Raw genomic sequence first — 20409 nt, forward strand, 5'->3', positions numbered from 1 at the left:
GTCCATGTTCTGCAAGCGGGAAGGCACTCCGTAGGTGAAGCGTAGCCGTTGTGGTGGGTTTAGGGTCGAGGCTGGTCGCGAGTCGTTGATTTCCTCGACTGGTGCGGCGCTGCTCGTGCAGACTGCGCAGGTCAGCGGCTTGACGTCGGTTCTCTCGGATCAGCTGCGGTCGTGGCGGGCGCCGCGCTCGGTCCACGATCCGGGCAAAATGGTGCTGGATCTGGCGGTGGCGATCGCGCTCGGCGGTGACTGCTTGGCCGATGCGGCGCTGCTGCGTGCTCAGCCGGAGTTGTTCGGTGCGGTGGCCTCTGATCCCACGATCAGCCGGCTGCTGGAGACTCTCGGCGGGGATCCCGCCGCGGCGATCGCCGCGATCCGTCATGCGCGGGCGAGCGCGCGGGCGACGGTGTGGCAGCTGTGCTGCCCGGTTCCTGTAGCTGGGGAGGTCGTCGTCGATCTGGACGCCACCTTGATCGGGGCGCATTCGGATAAAGAAGGCGCGACCCCGAACTTCAAGCGGGGATACGGGTTTCATCCGATGATGGCGTTCGTTGATCACGGTGCCGGCGGTACCGGGGAGCCGTTGGCGGCGATGTTGCGTCCCGGGCGGGCCAACGCCAGCGACGCCGCCGATCAGATCGCGGTCCTTGATGCCGCGTTGGCCCAACTGCCCCAGGGGGTGCGCGATCGGGTGCTGGTGCGAGGCGACACCGGTTCGGGAGTCAAGGAATTCCTCTGGCACATCCACCACCTGGGTCTGTCCTACTCGGTCGGTGTCTACGGTCGCCAACCCGTGCTGGATGCCCTGGCCGCCCTGCCGCGCCAGGCCTGGCGGCGCGCTAAGGACGCCGATGGGTGTCTGCGCGAGGGCGCTCAGGTTGCCGAACTGACCCGCTGGCTGCCGGCGACGTTCGTTGGCTGGCCGCCAGGGATGCGGGTGATCGCCCGCCGGGAACGCCCACATCCCGGTGCCCAACTGCGCATCACCGATGCCCACGGCTGGCGCATCACGATGTTCGCCACCAACACCACCGGCGGGCGACTCGCCGACCTCGAAGTACGCCACCGACTGCGGGCCCGCGCCGAGGACCGCATCCGCACCCTCAAAGACACCGGCCTGGCCAACCTGCCGCTGCAGGCCTTCGGCAAGAACGAGATCTGGCTCGAGCTGGCCGCTCTGGCCTACGAGCTGCTGACCTGGACCCAACTACTGGCCTGGCCCGATCACCCCGCCCGCAGCTGGGAACCCAAACGACTGCGCCTGCGCCTGCTTTCGGTGGCCGGCCGGGTCATCACCACCGGACGCCGTCGCATCCTGCGCCTGAGCAGACGATGGCCCTGGTCAGAACTACTGACCAGGGGTCAACGAAACCTCGCCGCACTCAATTGAATTCACCGCAACATCCCTACGGCCCAGGACCCAGGAGAACCGGCGACCCAGCGCCGGGGACGCTCCACGCCCAACCCACCGCACCGGCAACAACCGACCAATCGACAACAACCAACCCACCTCAAGAAAGATCGAGGCTAGTCTTGATCGGTGGTGACCCGCTTCGCCCGGCTCCGCCGCGCTCGCGATCACCACTAGTCTTGATCGGTGGTGACCCGCTTCGCCCGGCTCCGCCGCGCTCGCGATCACCACTAGGATCGAGCGCATGAGTGTTGCCGCCAGCGCCGACCTGATGGAGTACGACGACGTCATCGCGCGTTTCGATCCGGTGCTCGGCCTCGAGGTGCACGTCGAGCTGTCCACCGTCACCAAGATGTTCTGCGGCTGCACGACCGCATTCGGCGCCGAGCCCAACACCCAGGTGTGCCCGGTGTGCCTCGGGCTGCCCGGCTCGCTGCCGGTGCTCAACCAGACCGCGGTGGAGTCGGCCATCCGAATCGGGCTGGCGCTCAACTGCGAGATCGTGCCCTGGTGCCGCTTCGCCAGGAAGAACTACTTCTACCCGGACATGCCGAAGAACTACCAGATTTCGCAGTACGACGAGCCCATCGCCATCAACGGCTACCTCGAGGCCCCGCTGGAAGACGGCAGCACCTGGCGGGTGGAGATCGAGCGCGCGCACATGGAGGAAGACACCGGCAAGCTCACCCACATCGGCAGCGAGACCGGCCGCATTCACGGCGCGACGACGTCGCTGATCGACTACAACCGCGCCGGGGTACCACTGATCGAGATCGTCACCAAGCCCATCGTCGGGGCCGGGGACCGGGCCCCGCAGATCGCCCGGGCCTACGTGACCGCGCTGCGGGACCTGTTGCGCGCCTTGGACGTATCCGACGTCCGGATGGATCAGGGCTCCATGCGCTGCGACGCCAACGTGTCGCTGAAGCCGACCGGCCAGGCCGAATTCGGCACCCGCACCGAAACCAAGAACGTCAACTCGCTGAAAAGCGTCGAGGTGGCCGTGCGTTACGAAATGCAGCGCCAGGCCGCCGTCCTGGCCTCCGGCGGCCAGATCACCCAGGAAACCCGGCACTTTCACGAGGCGGGCTACACCAGCCCGGGCCGCGTCAAGGAGACCGCCGAGGACTACCGCTACTTCCCCGAGCCCGACCTGGAGCCCGTGGCGCCCAGCCGCGAGCTCGTCGAGCGGCTGCGCCAGACCATCCCCGAGCTACCGTGGTTGAGCCGCAAGCGAATTCAGGAAGAGTGGGGGATCTCCGACGAGGTGATGCGCGACCTGGTCAACGCCGGCGCCATCGAACTGGTCACCGCCACCATCCAACACGGCGCGTCCAGCGAACAGGCGCGGGCCTGGTGGGGGAACTTCTTGATGCAGAAGGCCAACGAGGCCAACGTCGCGCTCGACGAGCTGGCCATCACGCCCGCCCAGGTCGCCGCGGTGGTGGCGCTGGTCGACGAGGGCAAGCTGTCCACCAAACTGGCGCGCCAGGTCGTCGAGGGCGTGCTGGCCGGGGAGGGCGAACCCGAAGAGGTCATGTCCGCGCGCGGCCTGGCGCTGGTGCGCGACGACTCGGTCACCCAGGCGGCCGTCGACGAGGCGCTGGCCGCCAATCCCGATGTGGCGGAAAAGATCCGGGGCGGCAAGGTGGCCGCGGCGGGCGCGATCGTCGGAGCGGTGATGAAGGCCACCCGCGGGCAGGCCGACGCCGCCCGGGTGCGCGAACTGGTCCTGGCGGCCTGCGGCCAGGGCTAGCCCCACCCCAAAGTCGCGAGAGTGCAGTTGTCGACGGCGCGTCTCGGCAGATGCGTCGCCAGTTGCACTTTCGCGCAAAACCCGGCGCGCCCTACGTCTTGTCGTCGTTGTTGCGCGGGAAGCCGCCGCCCTGCGGGAAGAGCGGGAACACCACGTCGTCCAGCTTCTCGGCGTCGCCCGCCGTCTTGTTTACGGTTGCGCCCCAGACGTTTCCATCCGGTGACATGCGCAGCGCCCACGCGTGCGCGTGGGTGTCCTTGCGCACGACGTCGGGTTCACCGGTGACCGCGCCCGTGGTCGGAGCCAGCCGGACCGCCACCGTCAGCTTGGTGTTGATCAGGTTCACCAGCACGGTGCCGTCCATCGCCGCGCATCCGGCCACGCCGGGTTTGTCCGGCCAGGTCCACACCGTGGAGACGTCCGACGTTTTGGTGATGCGCTGCAACCGATCCGCGGTCGGGGTGCGGTCGGCGACATACAGCGAGCCGTCGACCGGGTCGGTGCACAAGCCGCCGCCCGAACCCACGCCGGACAGCGCCGTGGTGGGCGGGGCCTGACCGACGGTGGTCGGCTGCTCGATGCGCAGCACCTTGCCGGCCAGCGAATTGGGGTCCGCGGCCATCGCCGGGTTACCGGCGTCGCCGGTCAGCACGACCAGCGTGGTGGGGCTGGTGAAGATCAACGCCCCGGTGTTGCCGGTGGCGCCCTTGGGGATCCCGGTCAGGATGTCCTTGGGGATGTCGCCGTCGGCGATGCGGATGACCCGGTTGTCGGTCGGGGTGCTGACGTAGGCGTACATCAGGCGGTCTTGGGTGTAGGTGGGCGACAACACGATGTCCATCAACCCGCCATCCCCGGACGGGTCGACCGGGATGACCATCTTCACCTTCGGCTCGGCGCTGACCGAGATCTCCTTGACCGCTCCGGTGGTGCGCTCGGCGACCAGCGCGGTTTTGCTGTCGGGCCCCATGATCAGCCCGCTGGTGCTCTCCAGGCAGCCCTGCATGACCCCCGGCGCCGGGCAGGCCTTCGGGAACGGGGTGGGCGGCAGCGGCGGCGGCGGGGGCGGCGTCGAGCTCGGCTGCGGCTTCAATTCCGGGGCGGTCGTGAACGGTTGTGATTGCGCGTCGTTGAAGCGCGCGCACCCGCTCGTCACCAGCACGAGGGCACACAGCGCGGCGAACCCGCGCCGCACCGACCGCCCCGATCGCCCTAGTCGCATGACCGTCAGGCTACGGACACCGCCGCCGCCGCCGCCACACGCGTCCCGCTCGCCCGCCGCCGAACCCGCGATCGGATCCCGCTTTCCGCCGGGTGCCGACGGGCCCCGAATCGTGCCTTCCGGCCCCTCCAGACGGGCTCGCAGGCCGATTTCGGACCGATCCGGGCGTTTTTGGCGGGCAAACCGTCGATTGCCTGGCGAAAGCGCCGCTCAAATCCCCAATTCGGGGCCAACTGCCCTTACCCTGACACCCGTGACCAGTCAACCGAATGACGCAGATTGGCAGCGGCCCGGCGAATCCCCGGAGTCGACCCCGGGACGCCCCGCCTCGGCGCGCCTGGTCGACCCCGAAGACGATCTGACCCCAGTCGGCTACCCCGGTGACTTCAACCCGTCCACGGGAACCACCACCGTCATCCCCTACGGCGCCGCCGCGGCGATGGCCGGCTCCGGGGCCTCGGGTTACAACCTGCTCGAACACCAGGAGCCGCTGCCGTACGTCCAGCCGCATTCGGCGGCCCGGCACGCGGCGCCGGAGTCCACCGACATCGACGACGACGAGCACGACGACCGGTTGCACGACGTCGGGCGGCGCGGAACCCAGCATCTGGGTTTGCTGGTGTTGCGGGTCGGGCTGGGCGTGGTGCTCGGCGCCCACGGGCTGCAGAAGTTGTTCGGCTGGTGGGGCGGTTCGGGAGTGACCGGGTTCAGGAACTCGCTGTCCGACGTCGGCTACCAGCACGCCGACATCCTCGCCTACGTGAGCGCCGGCGGCGAGCTCGTGGCCGGTGTGCTGCTGGTGCTGGGCCTGTTCACGCCGCTGGCCGCGGCCGGCGCTCTTGCGTTTTTGATCAATGGCCTGCTGGCCACCGTCTCGGCGCGGCCGCACACGCACACCTTCTCGTACTTCCTGCCCGAGGGGCACGAATACCAGATCACCCTCATCGCCGTGGCCGCCGCGGTCATCCTGTGCGGACCCGGCCGCTACGGTCTCGACGCGCGCCGCGGCTGGGCCCACCGGCCGTTCATCGGGTCGTTCGTCGCCCTGCTGGCCGGCATCGCCGCCGGCATCGGCGTGTGGGTGGCGCTCAACGGCGTGAACCCGATCGGCTGAGCTGGGCCGCCGTCACTGATAGGGGTTGGGAACCCGCCCCGCGCTGGCCGCGGTGAGCTCCGGCAGCGTCGAGAAGCTGACCGCCGGCAATCGCAGCTCGGCGCCGCTCTTGAGGCGCGCCCGTGCCCAGGAACCGCGATGGAAACGCAGCCCGTCGATGTCGTCCCAGCGCACCGTCTGGCTGCCCAGCAGCGTGCGGACGGTGACACCGCGGTCGTCGGCGACGGTGCGTAACCGGACGATCATCGCCGACAGCACCACCGGAATGATCAGCAGCGGCGCGGACGGCGGCCACAGCATCACCGGGATCAGCAAGCCCAGGGCCAGGAATCCGACCGCGAGGTGCGCGATGGGGGACAGCTTGATCACGAGAGGTGTTCGGGAAGACGAACCGGTAGCCACCCGACCATCATTTCACCCGGGGCGCCCGGCGGATCCCGCGAGCGGCCAGGCGGCGGCGCGCGCCCAACCCGGCTGGTGACGGTGACGGATTTGACTGCTGAGCTGTGCGAAGACTACCGTCGAGCGCTATGGATACCGCCGGAAAGCCCGGGATGCTCGTAGTAATTAGGCGCGTTGGTGCCTGACTTGCGTTTGAGCATTTGAAGCAATCCAGCACCAACGCGCAACCCTCGTGCAGCAGATGAGCTGTCGGGGGTTTTTTGTTGCCCCCGCGAGATTCCCAGAGTGAATAAGGACTGAACGACAGTGAGCGCTCCCACCAGGCGGCCCGCCCCCGACACACCGGGCGCCGCCGACATCGCCACCGACGCGGTGAAGCCGGCCGCGAAGTCTGCCAACGGCAAGCCGAAACGCATTGGGCCCGAGCAACTTACCGGCGCGCAGTCGGTGATCCGGTCGCTGGAGGAACTCGACGTCGACGTCATCTTCGGCATCCCCGGCGGCGCGGTGCTGCCGGTCTACGACCCGCTGTTCGACTCGAAGAAGCTGCGCCACGTGCTGGTCCGCCACGAACAGGGCGCGGGTCACGCCGCCAGCGGCTACGCGCACGCCACCGGCAAGGTCGGTGTCTGCATGGCGACTTCCGGCCCCGGGGCCACCAACCTGGTCACCGCGCTGGCCGACGCCCAGATGGACTCGATCCCCGTCGTCGCGGTCACCGGCCAGGTGGGGCGCACGCTGATCGGCACCGACGCCTTCCAGGAAGCCGACATCTCGGGCATCACGATGCCGATCACCAAGCACAACTTCCTGGTCCGCTCCGGTAACGAGATCCCGCAGGTGCTCGCCGAGGCCTTCCACATCGCCTCCTCGGGCCGCCCCGGCGCAGTGCTGGTCGACATCCCCAAGGACGTGCTGCAGGGCCAGTGCACGTTCAGCTGGCCGCCGCGCATCGATCTGCCCGGATACAAGCCGACCGTCAAGCCGCACAACCGGCAGATCCGGGAGGCCGCCAAGCTGATCGCTGCGGCCCGCAAACCGGTGCTGTACGTGGGCGGGGGTGTCATCCGCGGGGACGCGACCGAGCAGCTGGCCGAGCTGGCCGAGCTGACCGGCATCCCGGTGGTGACCACGCTGATGGCGCGCGGCGCGTTCCCGGACAGCCATCGTCAGCACATGGGCATGCCCGGCATGCACGGCACCGTCGCCGCGGTGGCGGCCCTGCAGCGCAGCGACCTCCTGATCGCGCTGGGCACCCGCTTCGACGACCGGGTGACCGGGAAGCTGGACACCTTCGCGCCCGAAGCCAAGGTCATCCACGCCGACATCGACCCGGCCGAGATCGGCAAGAACCGCCACGCCGACGTGCCGATCGTCGGTGACGTCAAGGCCGTCATTGCCGAGCTGGTCGAGCAGCTGCGCCACGACGGGGTGCCCGGCAAGATCGACATGACCGAGTGGTGGGCCTACCTCGACGGGGTTCGGTCCACGTATCCGCTGAGTTACGGACCGCAGAGCGACGGCAGCCTGGGCCCGGAATACGTCATCGAGAAGCTCGGCCAGATCGCCGGCCCGGACGCCATTTACGTCGCCGGCGTCGGCCAGCACCAGATGTGGGCGGCCCAATTCATCTCCTATGAGAAGCCGCGCACCTGGCTCAACTCCGGCGGCCTGGGCACCATGGGGTTCGCCATTCCGGCCGCCATGGGCGCCAAGATGGCCCGCCCGGACGCCGAGGTCTGGGCGATCGACGGCGACGGCTGTTTCCAGATGACCAACCAGGAGCTGGCCACCTGCGCGATCGAAGGCGTGCCGATCAAGGTGGCGCTGATCAACAACGGCAACCTGGGCATGGTCCGCCAGTGGCAGACGCTGTTCTACGAAGAGCGTTACTCGCAAACGGATCTGGCCACGCATTCGCACCGCATCCCGGACTTCGTGAAGCTGGCGGAGGCGCTGGGCTGCGTCGGGTTGCGTTGCGAGCGTGAGGAAGACGTCGCCGACGTGATCGAACAGGCGCGGGCGATCAACGACCGACCGGTCGTGATCGACTTCATCGTCGGCGCGGACGCGCAGGTGTGGCCGATGGTCGCCGCCGGCACCAGCAATGACGAGATCCAGGCGGCGCGCGGGATCCGCCCGCTGTTCGACGACGAGAGTGAAGGGCACGCCTGATGAGTCCGCAAACCCACACTCTGTCGGTGCTGGTCGAAGACAAACCCGGTGTCCTCGCCCGCGTGGCCGCGCTGTTCTCGCGGCGCGGCTTCAACATCGAGTCCCTGGCGGTCGGCGCGACCGAGCAGAAGGACATGTCCCGGATGACGATCGTGGTCTCCGCCGAGGAGACCCCGCTCGAACAGATCACCAAGCAGCTCAACAAGCTGATCAACGTCATCAAGATTGTCGAGCTCGACGACGACAACTCGGTGTCGCGGGAATTGGCGATGATCAAGGTGCGCGCCGACGCCGGCACCCGCAGTCAGGTGATCGAAGCGGTGAACCTGTTCCGCGCCAAGGTGATTGACGTTTCCACGGAGGCGCTGACGATCGAGGCGACGGGCGACCGCGGCAAGATCGAGGCGCTGCTGCGGATCCTGGAACCATTCGGCATCCGTGAAATCGTGCAATCGGGAGTGGTGTCGTTGTCTCGCGGTCCACGCGGTATCGGCACGGCCAAGTAACACACAAGGAGATATTCAACAGTGGCACTAGAAATGTTCTACGACGACGATGCGGACCTGACCATCATTCAGGGTCGCAAGGTCGGGGTCATCGGATACGGCAGCCAAGGGCACGCGCACTCGCTGAGCCTGCGCGACTCCGGCGTGCAGGTGAAGGTGGGCCTGAAGGAGGGTTCGAAGTCGCGGCCCAAGGTTTCCGAGCAGGGCCTGGACGTCGACACCCCCGCCGAGGTCGCCAAGTGGGCCGACGTGATCATGCTGCTGGCGCCCGACACCGCGCAGGCCGACATCTTCAAAAATGACATCGAGCCGAACCTGAAGCCCGGTGACGCGTTGTTTTTCGGTCACGGCCTCAACATCCACTTCGACCTGATCAAGCCGCCCGCCGACGTCACCATCGCCATGGTCGCGCCCAAGGGGCCCGGTCATTTGGTGCGCCGGCAGTTCGTCGACGGCAAGGGTGTGCCCTGCCTGATCGCGGTCGACCAGGACCCGTCCGGCAAGGGTGAGGCGCTCGCCTTGTCCTACGCCAAGGCCATCGGCGGTACCCGCGCCGGCGTCATCAAGACCACCTTCAAGGACGAGACCGAGACCGACCTCTTCGGTGAGCAGGCCGTCTTGTGCGGTGGCACAGAAGAATTGGTGAAGACCGGTTTCGACGTGATGGTCGAGGCGGGCTACCCGCCGGAGATGGCGTACTTCGAGGTGCTGCACGAGCTCAAGCTGATCGTCGACCTGATGTATGAGGGCGGCATCGCCCGGATGAACTACTCGGTGTCCGACACCGCGGAATTCGGCGGGTATCTGTCGGGGCCCCGCGTCATCGACGCCGGCACCAAGGACCGGATGCGGGAGATCCTGCGCGACATCCAGAACGGCGACTTCGTCAAGAAGCTGGTCGCCAACGTCGAGGGCGGCAACAAGCAGCTCGAGCAGCTGCGCAAGGAGAACGCCGAGCACCCCATCGAGGTCACCGGCAAGAAGCTGCGCGACCTGATGAGCTGGGTCGACCGGCCGATCACCGAGACGGCTTAGCTTTTCGGCGCCGAGCGTGCACTCAGGGCGAGTTTTCGTCGATTTTTCGCCGTGAGTGCACGTTCGGCGGGCTAAGAGGCGAGGCGGCTCAGGACGAGGCGAGGCGATCCGCCGTCTCGACCACCCGGCGGGCCAGGTGCTCGAGGGCCTTGTCGGTGGGCTCGTCGAATTCGTTGATGTTGTCGTGGGTGGTGACCAGGCTGACCCCGTACGGGTTGCCGTCGACGAACTTGCACGCATCCGTGTAGCCCGGCGGCACGATGATGCCGCCGAAATGCATCAGCGTGATGTACAGGGAGAGCAGGGTGGTTTCCTGACCGCCGTGCACGGTGTTGGACGACGTGAAGCCCGCATACACCTTGTCGGCGAGCTTGCCCTGTGCCCACAGCCCGCCCAGCGAGTCGAGGAACGCGCGCAATTGCGCTGCGGGAGAGCCGAACCGCGTCGGTGAACCGAAGATCACCGCGTCGGCCCAGACGATGTCGTCGCCGGTTGCCACCGGAAGGTCCTTGGTGGCCTCGTAATTCGCCGTCCAGGCCGGGTTGTGGGCGAACGAGGCGGGATCCTGGGTTTCGGCGACGTGGCGCAGGCGGACATCGGCCCCTGCCGACTCGGCCGCCGCGGCGACGCGCTGCGCCATCGTGGTGCCGTGTCCGGTGGCCGAGTAATAGATGATCGCGAGTTTGGTCACGGGCTCAGCCTAGGCATGCCGATCCCGAATTCGCGGCGCAACAGCGTGCGCGCGGCGTAGTAGCCGGCCATGCCGTGGACGCCGCCGCCCGGTGGCGTGGCCGCCGAACACAGGTACACCTTGGGAATGGGTGTGCGCCAAGGGTTTAGCCGCGGACTCGGTCCCGCGATCGCTCGCCAGGCCGAATTGCCGCCCATCCCGATGTCGCCGCCCACATAGTTGGCGTTGTGGTCGCACAGCCGCGCGGCGGGCACCGCGCGTGCGGCCACCACGACGTCGCGGAAGCCGGGCGCGAAGCGCTCGACCACCGCGGTCACGGCCTCCGTCGGATCGACGGTGGACCCCGACGGCACGTGGGCATAGCTCCAGAACGGGCGGCGTCCGTTCGAGTCGATGCGGCCCGGGTCGGCGACGTGCGGAGAGGCGGCCAGCACCATCGGCCATTGCGCGTGCCGGCCGGCGGCGATGTCGGCCTCGGCGCGGGCCATCTGGGCCCGGGTGCCGCCGAGATGCAGGGTGGGGGCCTTTCGTAGCCGCGGGTCCGCCCAGGGGATCTCGTCGGCCAGGACGAAGTCGACCTTGGCCACCCCCGGGCCAAACGTGTAGCGCCGCAACGCTTTGGCGTAGCGCCTCGGGAGGGAGTCGCCGTAGATCCGCAGCAGCGCGGTCGGCGCCGTGTCGAAGGCGACGACCCCGCCAGGCGGCGAAGTGACCTCCGTGCCCGCCGTCAGCTCGCCGCCGTGAGCGCGCAGGTCGGCGATCAGTGCGTCGGTGATCGCCTGGCTGCCCCCCACCGGAATCGGCCAGCCCACCGAATGCGCGAGGGTGGCCAGCATCATCCCGGCACCGGCCGCCGTCAACGACGGCATCCGCGAAATGATATGGGCGGCAACACCGGTGAACAGGGCGCGGGCGTCCTCGCCGATCAGCGAACCCCACGCCGGGGTGCCCTGGGCCAGCATCCGCACCCCGAGCCGCCACGCCGACGGCACGGAGTTCGGCACCGACCGCTTGTCGCCCAGCAGCAGGGCCACCACGTCGTCGGAGCGCTCGACCAGCGGGCCGAGCAGGCGCCGGAATGAGGCGCCGCCCTCCAATTCGGCGCAGGTGCGGTCCAGGTCGCGGTACGCGATGGCCGCCGGGCGGCCCGGCAACGGGTTGGCGTACGAAATCTCGGGGACCGCCAATTGCACGCCGCGCGCGGGCAGGTCGAACTCCATGAAGAACGGCGATGCCAGCGCCAACGGGTGCACCGCCGAGCAGATGTCGTGCACGACGCCCGCGGAATCGGGATCGGCCGCGGTGCGCGCACCCCCGCCAAACGTCGGTTGAGCTTCGACGACCTGCACTTTCAGGCCGGCCCGGGCGCAGATTACGGCGGCGGTCAACCCGTTGGGTCCGCTGCCGACGATGGTGACGTCCACCCGTCAATTACAGCCGATAGGCTGGCCGGGTGAATTTGCCTGTTGTACTCATTGCCGACAAGCTCGCTGAATCAACCGTCGCGGCCCTGGGCGACCAGGTCGAGGTGCGCTGGGTAGACGGGCCCGATCGCGAGAAACTGTTGGCGGCCGTGCCTGAGGCCGACGCGCTGCTGGTGCGCTCGGCCACCACCGTCGACGCTGAGGTGCTCGCGGCGGCCCCCAAGCTGAAGATCGTCGCCCGCGCCGGGGTCGGCCTGGACAACGTCGACGTGGACGCGGCCACCGAGCGCGGTGTCCTGGTGGTCAACGCGCCGACGTCGAACATTCACAGCGCCGCCGAGCACGCGCTGGCGCTGCTGCTCTCCGCGGCCCGCCAGATCCCGGCGGCCGACGCCTCGCTGCGCGAGCACACCTGGAAGCGGTCGTCGTTCTCGGGCACCGAGATTTTCGGCAAGACGGTGGGCGTCGTCGGGTTGGGCCGCATCGGGCAGCTGGTCGCCCAGCGGCTCAGCGCCTTCGGCACCCACCTGATCGCGTATGACCCTTACGTGTCGCCGGCCCGCGCCGCGCAGCTGGGCATCGAGCTGTTGACGCTCGACGAACTGCTGGCCCGCGCCGACTTCATCTCGGTGCACCTGCCCAAGACGCCCGAAACGGCCGGACTGATCGGCAAGGACGCGTTGGCGAAAACCAAGCCGGGCGTGGTCATCGTCAACGCCGCCCGCGGCGGCCTGGTCGACGAGGCGGCGCTGGCCGACGCGGTCCGCAGTGGCCACGTGCGCGCGGCCGGCCTTGACGTGTTCTCCAAGGAGCCGTGCACCGACAGTCCGCTGTTCGAGCTGCCGCAGGTGGTGGTCACACCCCATCTGGGGGCCTCGACTGAGGAGGCCCAGGATCGGGCCGGCACCGACGTCGCGGCGAGCGTGAAGCTCGCGCTGGCCGGGGAATTCGTTCCCGACGCCGTCAACGTCGGCGGCGGGGTGGTCAACGAAGAGGTGGCGCCGTGGCTGGACCTGGTGCGCAAGCTCGGCGTGCTGGCGGCCACCCTTTCCGACGGTCCGCCGGTGTCGTTGTCGGTGCAGGTGCGCGGCGAGCTCGCATCCGAAGACGTTGAGGTGCTGAAACTTTCGGCTCTGCGGGGGTTGTTCTCGGCCGTCGTCGAGGGTCCGGTGACGTTCGTCAACGCTCCGGCGCTGGCCGAGGAACGCGGCATCACCGCCGAAATCGGCACGGCGTCGGAGAGCCCGAACCACCGCAGCGTGGTCGACGTGCGCGCGGTCGCGCACGACGGCAGCGCGGTCAACGTCGCCGGCACCCTGTCCGGGCCGCAGCTGGTGGAAAAGATCGTGCAGATCAACGGCCGCAACTTCGACCTGCGCGCCCGCGGCATCAACCTGGTGATCAACTACGTCGACCAGCCCGGTGCGCTGGGCAAGATCGGTACCCTGCTGGGCTCGGCCGGGGTGAACATCCAGGCCGCGCAACTGTCCGAGGACGCCGAGGGTCCGGGAGCGACGATCCTGTTGCGCCTGGATCGGGACGTGCCGGGCGACGTGCGGTCGGAGATCGGTGCGGCCGTCGGCGCGAACAAGCTTGAGGTGGTTGATCTTTCATGAAGCGCGCCGGCGACCCGACCACGCGCCGCATGAGCGGCGCCAATGAGGAGGAGCGGCGCCCATGAAGCTGGCGGTGATCGAGGGCGACGGTATCGGGCCCGAAGTTGTGGCCGAGGCCGTCAACGTTCTGGACGCGGTGCTGCCCGGAGTGGAGAAGACCAGCTACGACTTGGGGGCGCGGCGTTACCACGCCACGGGTGAGCTCCTGCCGGACTCGGCGGTCGACGAGCTGCGCGCGCATGACGCCATCCTGCTCGGCGCCATCGGTGACCCGTCGGTGCCCAGCGGCGTGCTGGAGCGAGGTTTGTTGCTGCGCTTGCGTTTCGAGCTGGATCATCACATCAACTTGCGGCCCGGGCGGCTGTATCCGGGTGTGAACAGCCCGCTGGCCGGCAATCCCGACATCGACTTCGTGGTGGTGCGCGAGGGGACGGAAGGTCCCTACACCGGCACCGGCGGCGCCATCCGCGTCGGAACGCCCAACGAGGTCGCCACCGAGGTCAGCCAGAACACGGCTTTCGGCGTGCGACGCGTGGTGGCCGACGCGTTCGAGCGGGCTCAGCGACGCCGAAAGCACTTGACCCTGGTACACAAAACCAACGTGCTGACCTTCGCCGGAAGGTTGTGGTCGCGCATCGTGGCCGAGGTCGGCCGGGACTATCCCGACGTCGAGGTGGCGTATCAGCACATCGACGCGGCCACCATCTTCATGGTGACCGATCCCGGTCGGTTCGACGTGATCGTCACCGACAACCTGTTCGGCGACATCATCACCGACCTGTCGGCGGCGGTGTGTGGCGGAATTGGCTTGGCCGCCAGCGGAAACATCGACGCCACGCGGACCAACCCCTCGATGTTCGAGCCCGTTCACGGCAGCGCACCGGATATCGCCGGGCAGGGCATCGCCGATCCGACGGCGGCGATCATGTCGGTGGCGTTGCTGCTCGCCCATCTCGGCGAGGACGACGCCGCCGCCCGGGTGGACCGGGCCGTCGAGCGCCACCTGGCAACGCGCGGGAGCGAACGGCTCGCCACCCGCGAAGTCGGCGAACGGATCGCCGCCGGGCTCTAGTCGCGGGCGGCCGCGCGCGAGCGCGCCTCCGACGGCACCACCGGCAGGGCCAGCAACGGAAACAGCGCGCACACCGCGAAGGCCAGCGGGTATCCGGTCGCGTCGATCATCTCGCCGAAAACCGGCGGCCCGACCGCCGCGGTGAGTCGCTGAGTGGTGTTCTGCGCGCCCATGGCGCGCCCGCTCCAAAATCGGCCGGCCACTTCCGGAATGGCGGTGAACGCCAAACCGTTGTCGAGCACGGTGATCACCGACGCGGCGACCATCAGCGTCACCGCCATCGCCGAGTGCGCATGATCCGCGATCGCCAGCAAGACCATCACCACGGCGGCGGCCATCGCGATGATGCGGATCGGGCGCATTCGCGATCCCAGGCGGTCGGACCATCTGCCGACGGCGATGCGACCCAGCGCGCTCAACAGCTGCGAGAAGCTCACCAAGACGCCGGCCGTCGCGATCGACCAATGCTGGTTTTTCATCAACCAGACGAGCATGAACGTCAAGACCACGGTTTGGGGCACCATGAGCAGCGCCGACGCGAAGTGAATGCGCCACAGCACCGTCGTGCCGCGGTACGGGCTGGCCAATTCGGCCTTGTCGGCCGTCGACCGTTCGGGGCGTGCGGGATCGCGCACCCACACGGCGCACAGCACGGCGGACACCGCGCAGACCGCCGCGGGGAACAACAGCGCGACCGAGATGTTGCGTTCGCCGAGCTCGGGAAGTACCAAGGCGGCCAACGCGATTCCCAACGGTTGCGCGGTCTGTCGAATCCCCATCGCCAGGCCGCGCTGCTGCGGCGGGAACCACCCCGTCACCAGGCGGCCACTGGCGGTGTTGGCGCTCGCCGCGGCCATGCCGCCACCGAACAGGGCGATCCCTTCCGTCAGCATGGATTCCGGCACCGCCGCAGCGATGAGCGCCGCCGCCGCGGTGAGGGCCAAGCCCGCCGTGAGCACGATCCGCTCGCCGACGATGTCGAGTATGTAGCCCCAGGCGATCAGCGTGACCACCATGCCGAAGCTGGGCATCGCCGAGAGCAGCGCCGCCTCGGCCAGATTGATGCCGCGTACGTCGTTGAGGGCGGGGATCAGAAAGGCGATGCCGTTGATGAAGACCGTCGCGCTCAACGTCGCGATCAGTCCCGTCCCCAGCATCACCCATCGACGCGTCGATGTCGTCTGCACCTATTAATAGTTCTCACCGGATCGTTGCGGCAAACGTCGCTCCGGCCTATTCGGCATTGCGTGGGAACGGATGGCACGCCACCAACGAACGCGACGGACGGTTTGCCGCCGGGCCCTGGTCTCCAAACCGGGCGGCAGCAACCGCGTCGGCACCAGCGGCACCGCCGCCAACGGGAACAAGGCGCACAAGAGCCACGCCGGTGGATATTTCGCGGCCGCGATCAAGGCGCCGAACAGCGGGGGTCCGGCCGCCGCCATCATGCGCTGGGTGGTGTTCTGAATGCCCAGGGCGCGGCCGCTCCAATACGGGCCGGCGAATTCGGTGATGGCAGTGGCCTCCAGCCCGTTGTCGAGCACGGAGATCACCGCGATGACCACCATGAGCCCCGCCTGCCACCGCGAATTCATGTAGTCGGCCCACGCCAGCAAGAGGAGCGCCAACACCGCGACCGCCGCGATGTAGCGCACGGGACGCATCCGCGACCCGACGCGATCGGACAGGCGGCCCACGGCAACCCGGCCGAGCGCGCCCAACAGCTGCGAGAGGGTGACCAACCCGCCCGCGGCCGTAACCGACCAGTGCAGGTTCCTGATCAGCCACACCAGCATGAACGTCACCGTCACCGTTTGCGGCATCATCATCAGGCCCGCCACAGCGTGAATCCGCCACAGCGTCAACGACTTTCGATAGGGACTGGCGAGTTCCTGATGACTCGCGCTCGCGCGCGGTTTCCGGGGCGGGTCGACGATTCCGATCACGCTCGCTATCGCCCCGACCGCGCATGCCAGGGCGGCGAACCTGAGGCCGTGCTGCGGTCCGTGTTCGGCGAGCTCGGGAATTACCATCGCGCCCAAGGCGATTCCCAGGGGTTGCGCGGTCTGGCGGATGCCCATGGCCAGGCCGCGTTGCTGCGGCGGGAACCAGGCGGACACCAGCCGCCCGCCCGCCGTGTTGCAACTGGCGGCGGCCATGCCGCCGAGAAACAGATACACCGACATCAGCACCAACGAATGCGCGGACGCCGCGGCGTAGGCCGCCGCCGCGGTCAGCGCCGAGCCCGTGGCCATCACCACCCGTTCGCCCACCCGGTCGAGCACATAGCCCCACAACACCAGCGTCACCACCATGCCCCAGCTCGGCATCGAGGCAAGCAGGGCGGCTTCGTCCAGCCGGACTCCGCGCACTCGCAGCGACGGGATCAAAAATGCGACGCCGTTGATGAAGAGGAACGAACTCGCCGTCGCCAGCAGCGAAACGACCATGATCGACCAGCGCACGCCCGCGCCGATTTCGGGCGTATCGGTCGAGTCGGTCTGCATTCCCCATGCTTGCATACCACCGGGAAATTTGGCCGCAGGACGTGTGCCGTTGCTGGTCATCGCCTGGCCCGCCACGCCCGGCTTCGCCGCGCTCGCGACCCTGGCTAGGCGGGATCGTCCGGCTCCTCCTCGGGCCGTCCCGGCCCGAATCGTCGCCAGACTAGGTCGGATGGTGACGGCCCGCCACGCCCGGCTACGCCGCGCTCGCGACCCTCACTGGGTCGGATGGTGAGGGCCCGCCACGCCCGGCTTCGCCGCGCTCGCGACCCTCACTAGGCTCAACCGAATGCGCCTTGGTCGAATCGCCAGCCCCGACGGTGTCGCCTTCGTCAGCATCGAAGGCGAACTCGACGACCCCGCCGAGATGATCGCCCGCGAGATCGCCGAGCATCCATTCGGCACGCCGAACTTCACCGGCCGGTCATGGCCGCTCGCCGACGTCCGGCTGCTCGCCCCGATACTCGCCAGCAAGGTGGTCTGTGTCGGCAAGAACTACACCGATCACATCGCCGAGATGAAGGACATGACCGGCCCCGCGCCGGCCGAGCCGGTGATATTCCTCAAGCCGAACACCGCCATCATCGGGCCCAACGTACCGATTCGCCTGCCGGCCAACGCATCACCGGTTCACTTCGAGGGCGAGCTGGCCGTGGTCATCGGCCGGCCCTGCAAGGACGTCTCGGCCGCCCAGGCCGCGGACAACATCCTCGGCTACACCATCGGCAACGACGTGTCGGCGCGCGATCAACAAAAAGCCGACGGCCAGTGGACGAGGGCCAAAGGCCACGACACCTTCTGCCCGGTCGGGCCGTGGATCGTGACCGACCTCAAGCCGCTGGACCCGGGCGATCTCGAATTGCGCACCGAGGTCAACGGCGAGGTCAAGCAACACAGCCGCACGTCGCTGCTGATCCACGACATCGGCTCCATCGTCGAGTGGATCTCGGCGGTGATGACCTTGCTGCCCGGCGACATCATCCTCACCGGAACCCCGGCGGGCGTCGGCCCCATCGAGGACGGCGACACCGTCTCCATCACCATCGAGGGCATCGGCACCCTGACCAATCCCGTGCTCCGCAAAGGAAAATCGTGACTGCACCCGCGAACGTACGCGTCCGATTCTGCCCGTCGCCCACCGGCACCCCGCACGTCGGCATGGTCCGCACGGCGCTGTTCAACTGGGCCTACGCCCGGCACACCGGGGGCACCTTCGTCTTCCGCATCGAGGACACCGACGCCCAACGCGACAGTGAGGAAAGCTATCTGGCGCTGCTGGACGCGCTGCGCTGGCTCGGCCTGGACTGGGACGAGGGGCCCGAAGTGGGCGGCCCCTACGGCCCGTACCGCCAATCTTTGCGCGGCGAGATCTACCGCGACGTGGTGGCCAAGCTGGTCGAGGCGGGAGAGGCCTACTACGCCTTTTCGACGCCGGAGGAGGTCGAGGCGCGGCACCTCGCCGCGGGCCGTAATCCCAAGCTGGGCTACGACAATTTTGACCGGCAGCTGACCGACTCGCAGCGCGCGGCATTCCTCGCCGAGGGCCGCCAGCCGGTGGTGCGGCTGCGGATGCCCGACGGCGACCTCAGCTGGGACGACCTGGTGCGGGGAACCACCACCTTCGCGGCCGGGTCGGTGCCCGACTTCGCGCTGACCCGCGCCAACGGAGATCCGTTGTACACCTTGGTCAATCCGTGTGACGACGCGCTGATGAAGATCACCCACGTGCTGCGCGGCGAGGACCTGCTGCCGTCGACATCGCGCCAGCTCGCTCTGTATCAGGCGCTGATCCGCATCGGCGTCGCCGAGCGCACCCCGCAGTTCGCGCATCTGCCAACGGTATTGGGGGAGGGCACCAAAAAGCTGTCCAAGCGCGACCCGCAGTCGAACCTGTTCGCGCACCGCGACCGCGGCTTCATCCCCGAAGGGCTGCTCAATTACCTGGCGTTGCTGGGCTGGGCCATCGCCGACGACCACGACGTGTTCAGTCTCGATGAGATGGTGGCCGCGTTCGACGTCGTCGACGTCAACTCCAACCCGGCCCGCTTCGACCAGAAAAAGGCCGACGCGCTCAACGCCGAGCACATCCGGATGCTCACCGTCGAGGACTTCACCGCCAGGCTGCGCGATTACTTCGGCGTGCACGGTCATCGCCTCGAGCTCGACGACGCCGGCTTCGCCACGGCCGCCGACCTGGTGCAGACCCGGATCGTGGTGCTCGGTGACGCCTGGGACCTGTTGAAGTTCCTCAACGACGACGAGTACGCGATCGACCCCAAGGCCGCCGCCAAGGAGCTGGGGCCGGACTCGGCCGCTGTGCTCGATGCGGCGCTGGGCGCGCTGGACGGCGTCGTGGACTGGACGACGCCCCACATCGAGGCCGCCCTCAAGGCGGCGCTCATCGACGAGCTGGGCCTCAAACCGCGCAAGGCGTTTGGCCCGATCCGGGTGGGCGCCACCGGGACGACGGTCAGCCCGCCGCTGTTCGAGTCGCTCGAGCTGCTGGGCCGCGACCGCAGCGTGCGGCGGCTGCGCGCGGCGCGCGCGACGATCGGTTAGGGGAGACCCAGACCACGCATGCGGACTGCCCCGCGAGACTTTGGTAGTCTGCACTGCGGTTTACCAAAGCCGACAACGACTGGCAGCGGCGGTCCCCAAAGAGCTTGTAAAGGCCCGCAATCGGCGCTGACCAGCAGTTTTAGGCAGCCAATGGGGTATGGTGTAATTGGCAACACAGCTGATTCTGGTTCAGCCATTCTAGGTTCGAGTCCTGGTACCCCAGCAAAATCCGCACCGTTTCAAGCGATTAGGTGGGCTTAGCGCGGTGAGCTATGCTGACTGCTCGGATCGTTTCTGGCCCCGTCGTCTAGCGGCCTAGGACGCCGCCCTCTCACGGCGGTAGCGTGGGTTCGAATCCCATCGGGGCTACAAACTAAACCGCAGTTACCGGTCGTTCCCCAGGACGGCCGGAGCGGTCGATCCACCCACCGGCATCGGCGCCAGGCCCAGTTTGCGGTGATCCCACGAACGAGCGCGGCGGGCCACGATGCGAACACAGACCCGCTTGTTCATCATCTGCTCGACGAACGGCTTCATGTCGTCGGTGTAAGGGCCGGTGTAGCGCTCCCAGACGCTGACCCCCACCCGGTGTGAGACGTCGGGGTCGTCCACGATCTCCGCGACGCCCTCGAAGGACACCCCGCGAAGCGTGTCGTAGGTGTGGCCGTCCTCGATCAAAAAGCTCACCCGCGGGTCACGCTTGAGATTGACGGCCTTCTGCGACTTCGCCTTGGTCTCCAGCCAGATCTCGCCGTCGACCACGGCGTACCACATGGCGGTCAGGTGAGGCTGGCCGTCGGGGCCGACGGTGGCCAGCGTTCCGGTGCGGCTCTTGACGACGAAATCGGCGATCTCGTCTTCCGACATGACGATGCTCGCGCGCTGATTGGTTCCCATGCCGGCCAGTCTGTCAGGCCCGCCG

At 68.2% G+C, this 20409-nt stretch carries 17 protein-coding genes and 2 tRNA genes; 12 read left to right on the plus strand and 7 right to left on the minus strand.

Annotation, left to right across the window (positions count from 1 at the left end; translation table 11 throughout):
- Positions 1-34: 34 nt before the first annotated feature.
- Entirely contained in the window at positions 35-1390 is a 1356-nt protein-coding gene (locus tag QGN31_RS07215; RefSeq protein WP_155254931.1) for an IS1380 family transposase, read from the plus strand.
- A gap of 265 nt (positions 1391-1655) precedes the next feature.
- Complete coding sequence (gatB, locus tag QGN31_RS07220) at positions 1656-3167, plus strand: Asp-tRNA(Asn)/Glu-tRNA(Gln) amidotransferase subunit GatB (RefSeq protein ID WP_014942669.1); 1512 nt, start codon at positions 1656-1658, stop codon at positions 3165-3167.
- Between the two features lie 91 nt (positions 3168-3258).
- On the opposite strand, the gene QGN31_RS07225 is transcribed toward gatB, so the two are convergent.
- A complete protein-coding gene (locus QGN31_RS07225) occupies positions 3259-4389 on the minus strand; it encodes a PQQ-dependent sugar dehydrogenase (protein WP_080552487.1) in 1131 nt (376 codons plus the stop codon).
- 253 nt (positions 4390-4642) lie between these two features.
- Between QGN31_RS07225 and QGN31_RS07230 the strand changes: the two genes are divergently transcribed.
- Positions 4643-5503 carry a DoxX family protein gene (locus QGN31_RS07230; RefSeq protein WP_008259038.1) on the plus strand — a complete coding sequence of 287 codons (861 nt, stop codon included), beginning with the start codon at positions 4643-4645 and terminating at the stop codon, positions 5501-5503.
- Between the two features lie 12 nt (positions 5504-5515).
- On the opposite strand, the gene QGN31_RS07235 is transcribed toward QGN31_RS07230, so the two are convergent.
- Entirely contained in the window at positions 5516-5872 is a 357-nt protein-coding gene (locus QGN31_RS07235) for a PH domain-containing protein (RefSeq protein WP_008259037.1), read from the minus strand.
- 405 nt (positions 5873-6277) lie between these two features.
- Between QGN31_RS07235 and QGN31_RS07240 the strand changes: the two genes are divergently transcribed.
- The 3 genes from QGN31_RS07240 to ilvC are packed head-to-tail and all read left to right on the plus strand — an operon-like array spanning position 6278 to position 9621.
- The gene (locus QGN31_RS07240) at positions 6278-8080 is read left to right on the plus strand and encodes an acetolactate synthase large subunit (protein ID WP_225324875.1); all 1803 of its coding nucleotides are present in this window, start codon (positions 6278-6280) and stop codon (positions 8078-8080) included.
- Entirely contained in the window at positions 8080-8586 is a 507-nt protein-coding gene (ilvN, locus tag QGN31_RS07245) for an acetolactate synthase small subunit (protein ID WP_008259035.1), read from the plus strand. The genes QGN31_RS07240 and ilvN overlap by 1 nt, the downstream gene beginning before the upstream one ends.
- Before the next feature lie 33 nt (positions 8587-8619).
- On the plus strand, positions 8620-9621 hold the full coding sequence (ilvC, locus tag QGN31_RS07250) for a ketol-acid reductoisomerase (protein WP_009952794.1): 1002 nt from the start codon (positions 8620-8622) through the stop codon (positions 9619-9621).
- Positions 9622-9709: 88 nt separating this feature from the next.
- Here the strand turns inward: ilvC and wrbA are convergent, their stop codons facing one another.
- Positions 9710-10312 (minus strand): NAD(P)H:quinone oxidoreductase, encoded by a 603-nt coding sequence (gene wrbA / locus QGN31_RS07255; RefSeq protein WP_009952793.1) that lies wholly within the window; start codon positions 10310-10312, stop codon positions 9710-9712.
- The gene (locus QGN31_RS07260) at positions 10309-11736 is read right to left on the minus strand and encodes a phytoene desaturase family protein (protein WP_014942668.1); all 1428 of its coding nucleotides are present in this window, start codon (positions 11734-11736) and stop codon (positions 10309-10311) included. The genes wrbA and QGN31_RS07260 overlap by 4 nt, the downstream gene beginning before the upstream one ends.
- A gap of 29 nt (positions 11737-11765) precedes the next feature.
- Here QGN31_RS07260 and serA point away from each other — a divergent pair, with 29 nt between their 5' ends.
- Together serA and QGN31_RS07270 are read left to right on the plus strand one after the other, a co-directional pair.
- Positions 11766-13352, plus strand: coding sequence for a phosphoglycerate dehydrogenase (gene serA / locus QGN31_RS07265; RefSeq protein WP_014942667.1), 1587 nt, complete (start codon positions 11766-11768; stop codon positions 13350-13352).
- Positions 13353-13413: 61 nt separating this feature from the next.
- Positions 13414-14424 (plus strand): 3-isopropylmalate dehydrogenase, encoded by a 1011-nt coding sequence (locus QGN31_RS07270; RefSeq protein WP_014942666.1) that lies wholly within the window; start codon positions 13414-13416, stop codon positions 14422-14424.
- Here the strand turns inward: QGN31_RS07270 and QGN31_RS07275 are convergent.
- Together QGN31_RS07275 and QGN31_RS07280 are read right to left on the minus strand one after the other, a co-directional pair.
- Positions 14421-15611: an MFS transporter gene (locus QGN31_RS07275; RefSeq protein ID WP_014385483.1), complete on the minus strand. Its 1191-nt coding sequence runs from the start codon at positions 15609-15611 to the stop codon at positions 14421-14423. The genes QGN31_RS07270 and QGN31_RS07275 overlap by 4 nt on opposite strands.
- 3 nt (positions 15612-15614) lie before the next feature.
- Positions 15615-16931 (minus strand): MFS transporter, encoded by a 1317-nt coding sequence (locus QGN31_RS07280; RefSeq protein ID WP_009952786.1) that lies wholly within the window; start codon positions 16929-16931, stop codon positions 15615-15617.
- 286 nt (positions 16932-17217) lie between these two features.
- Between QGN31_RS07280 and QGN31_RS07285 the strand changes: the two genes are divergently transcribed.
- The 4 genes from QGN31_RS07285 to QGN31_RS07300 all read left to right on the plus strand — a co-directional run bounded on the left by QGN31_RS07285 (position 17218) and on the right by QGN31_RS07300 (position 19856).
- Positions 17218-18024, plus strand: a complete 807-nt coding sequence (locus tag QGN31_RS07285; RefSeq protein WP_009952784.1) for a fumarylacetoacetate hydrolase family protein — start codon at positions 17218-17220, stop codon at positions 18022-18024.
- Complete coding sequence (gene gltX, locus QGN31_RS07290) at positions 18021-19487, plus strand: glutamate--tRNA ligase (RefSeq protein WP_083863017.1); 1467 nt, start codon at positions 18021-18023, stop codon at positions 19485-19487. Before QGN31_RS07285 ends, gltX begins: the two co-directional genes overlap by 4 nt.
- A gap of 151 nt (positions 19488-19638) precedes the next feature.
- Positions 19639-19710, plus strand: a tRNA-Gln gene (locus QGN31_RS07295).
- 73 nt (positions 19711-19783) lie between these two features.
- Positions 19784-19856 (plus strand) — tRNA-Glu (locus QGN31_RS07300).
- Positions 19857-19871: 15 nt separating this feature from the next.
- Here the strand turns inward: QGN31_RS07300 and QGN31_RS07305 are convergent.
- Positions 19872-20384 (minus strand): pyridoxamine 5'-phosphate oxidase family protein, encoded by a 513-nt coding sequence (locus tag QGN31_RS07305; RefSeq protein ID WP_014942664.1) that lies wholly within the window; start codon positions 20382-20384, stop codon positions 19872-19874.
- Positions 20385-20409: the final 25 nt, after the last annotated feature.

The sequence above is a fragment of the Mycobacterium sp. 2-64 genome (assembly GCF_035918375.1).
Classification (GTDB): domain Bacteria; phylum Actinomycetota; class Actinomycetes; order Mycobacteriales; family Mycobacteriaceae; genus Mycobacterium; species Mycobacterium intracellulare.

What these genes read in the sequence shown, in the direction of transcription:
- QGN31_RS07285 (WP_009952784.1), top strand. Translation starts at nt 17,218, where the DNA reads ATGCGCCTTGGTCGAATCGCCAGCCCCGACGGTGTCGCCTTCGTCAGC.
- QGN31_RS07305 (WP_014942664.1), bottom strand. Translation starts at nt 20,384, where the DNA reads ATGGGAACCAATCAGCGCGCGAGCATCGTCATGTCGGAAGACGAGATC.
- gatB (WP_014942669.1), top strand. Translation starts at nt 1,656, where the DNA reads ATGAGTGTTGCCGCCAGCGCCGACCTGATGGAGTACGACGACGTCATC.
- QGN31_RS07280 (WP_009952786.1), bottom strand. Translation starts at nt 16,931, where the DNA reads ATGCAGACCGACTCGACCGATACGCCCGAAATCGGCGCGGGCGTGCGC.
- QGN31_RS07225 (WP_080552487.1), bottom strand. Translation starts at nt 4,389, where the DNA reads ATGCGACTAGGGCGATCGGGGCGGTCGGTGCGGCGCGGGTTCGCCGCG.
- ilvN (WP_008259035.1), top strand. Translation starts at nt 8,080, where the DNA reads ATGAGTCCGCAAACCCACACTCTGTCGGTGCTGGTCGAAGACAAACCC.
- ilvC (WP_009952794.1), top strand. Translation starts at nt 8,620, where the DNA reads ATGTTCTACGACGACGATGCGGACCTGACCATCATTCAGGGTCGCAAG.
- QGN31_RS07270 (WP_014942666.1), top strand. Translation starts at nt 13,414, where the DNA reads ATGAAGCTGGCGGTGATCGAGGGCGACGGTATCGGGCCCGAAGTTGTG.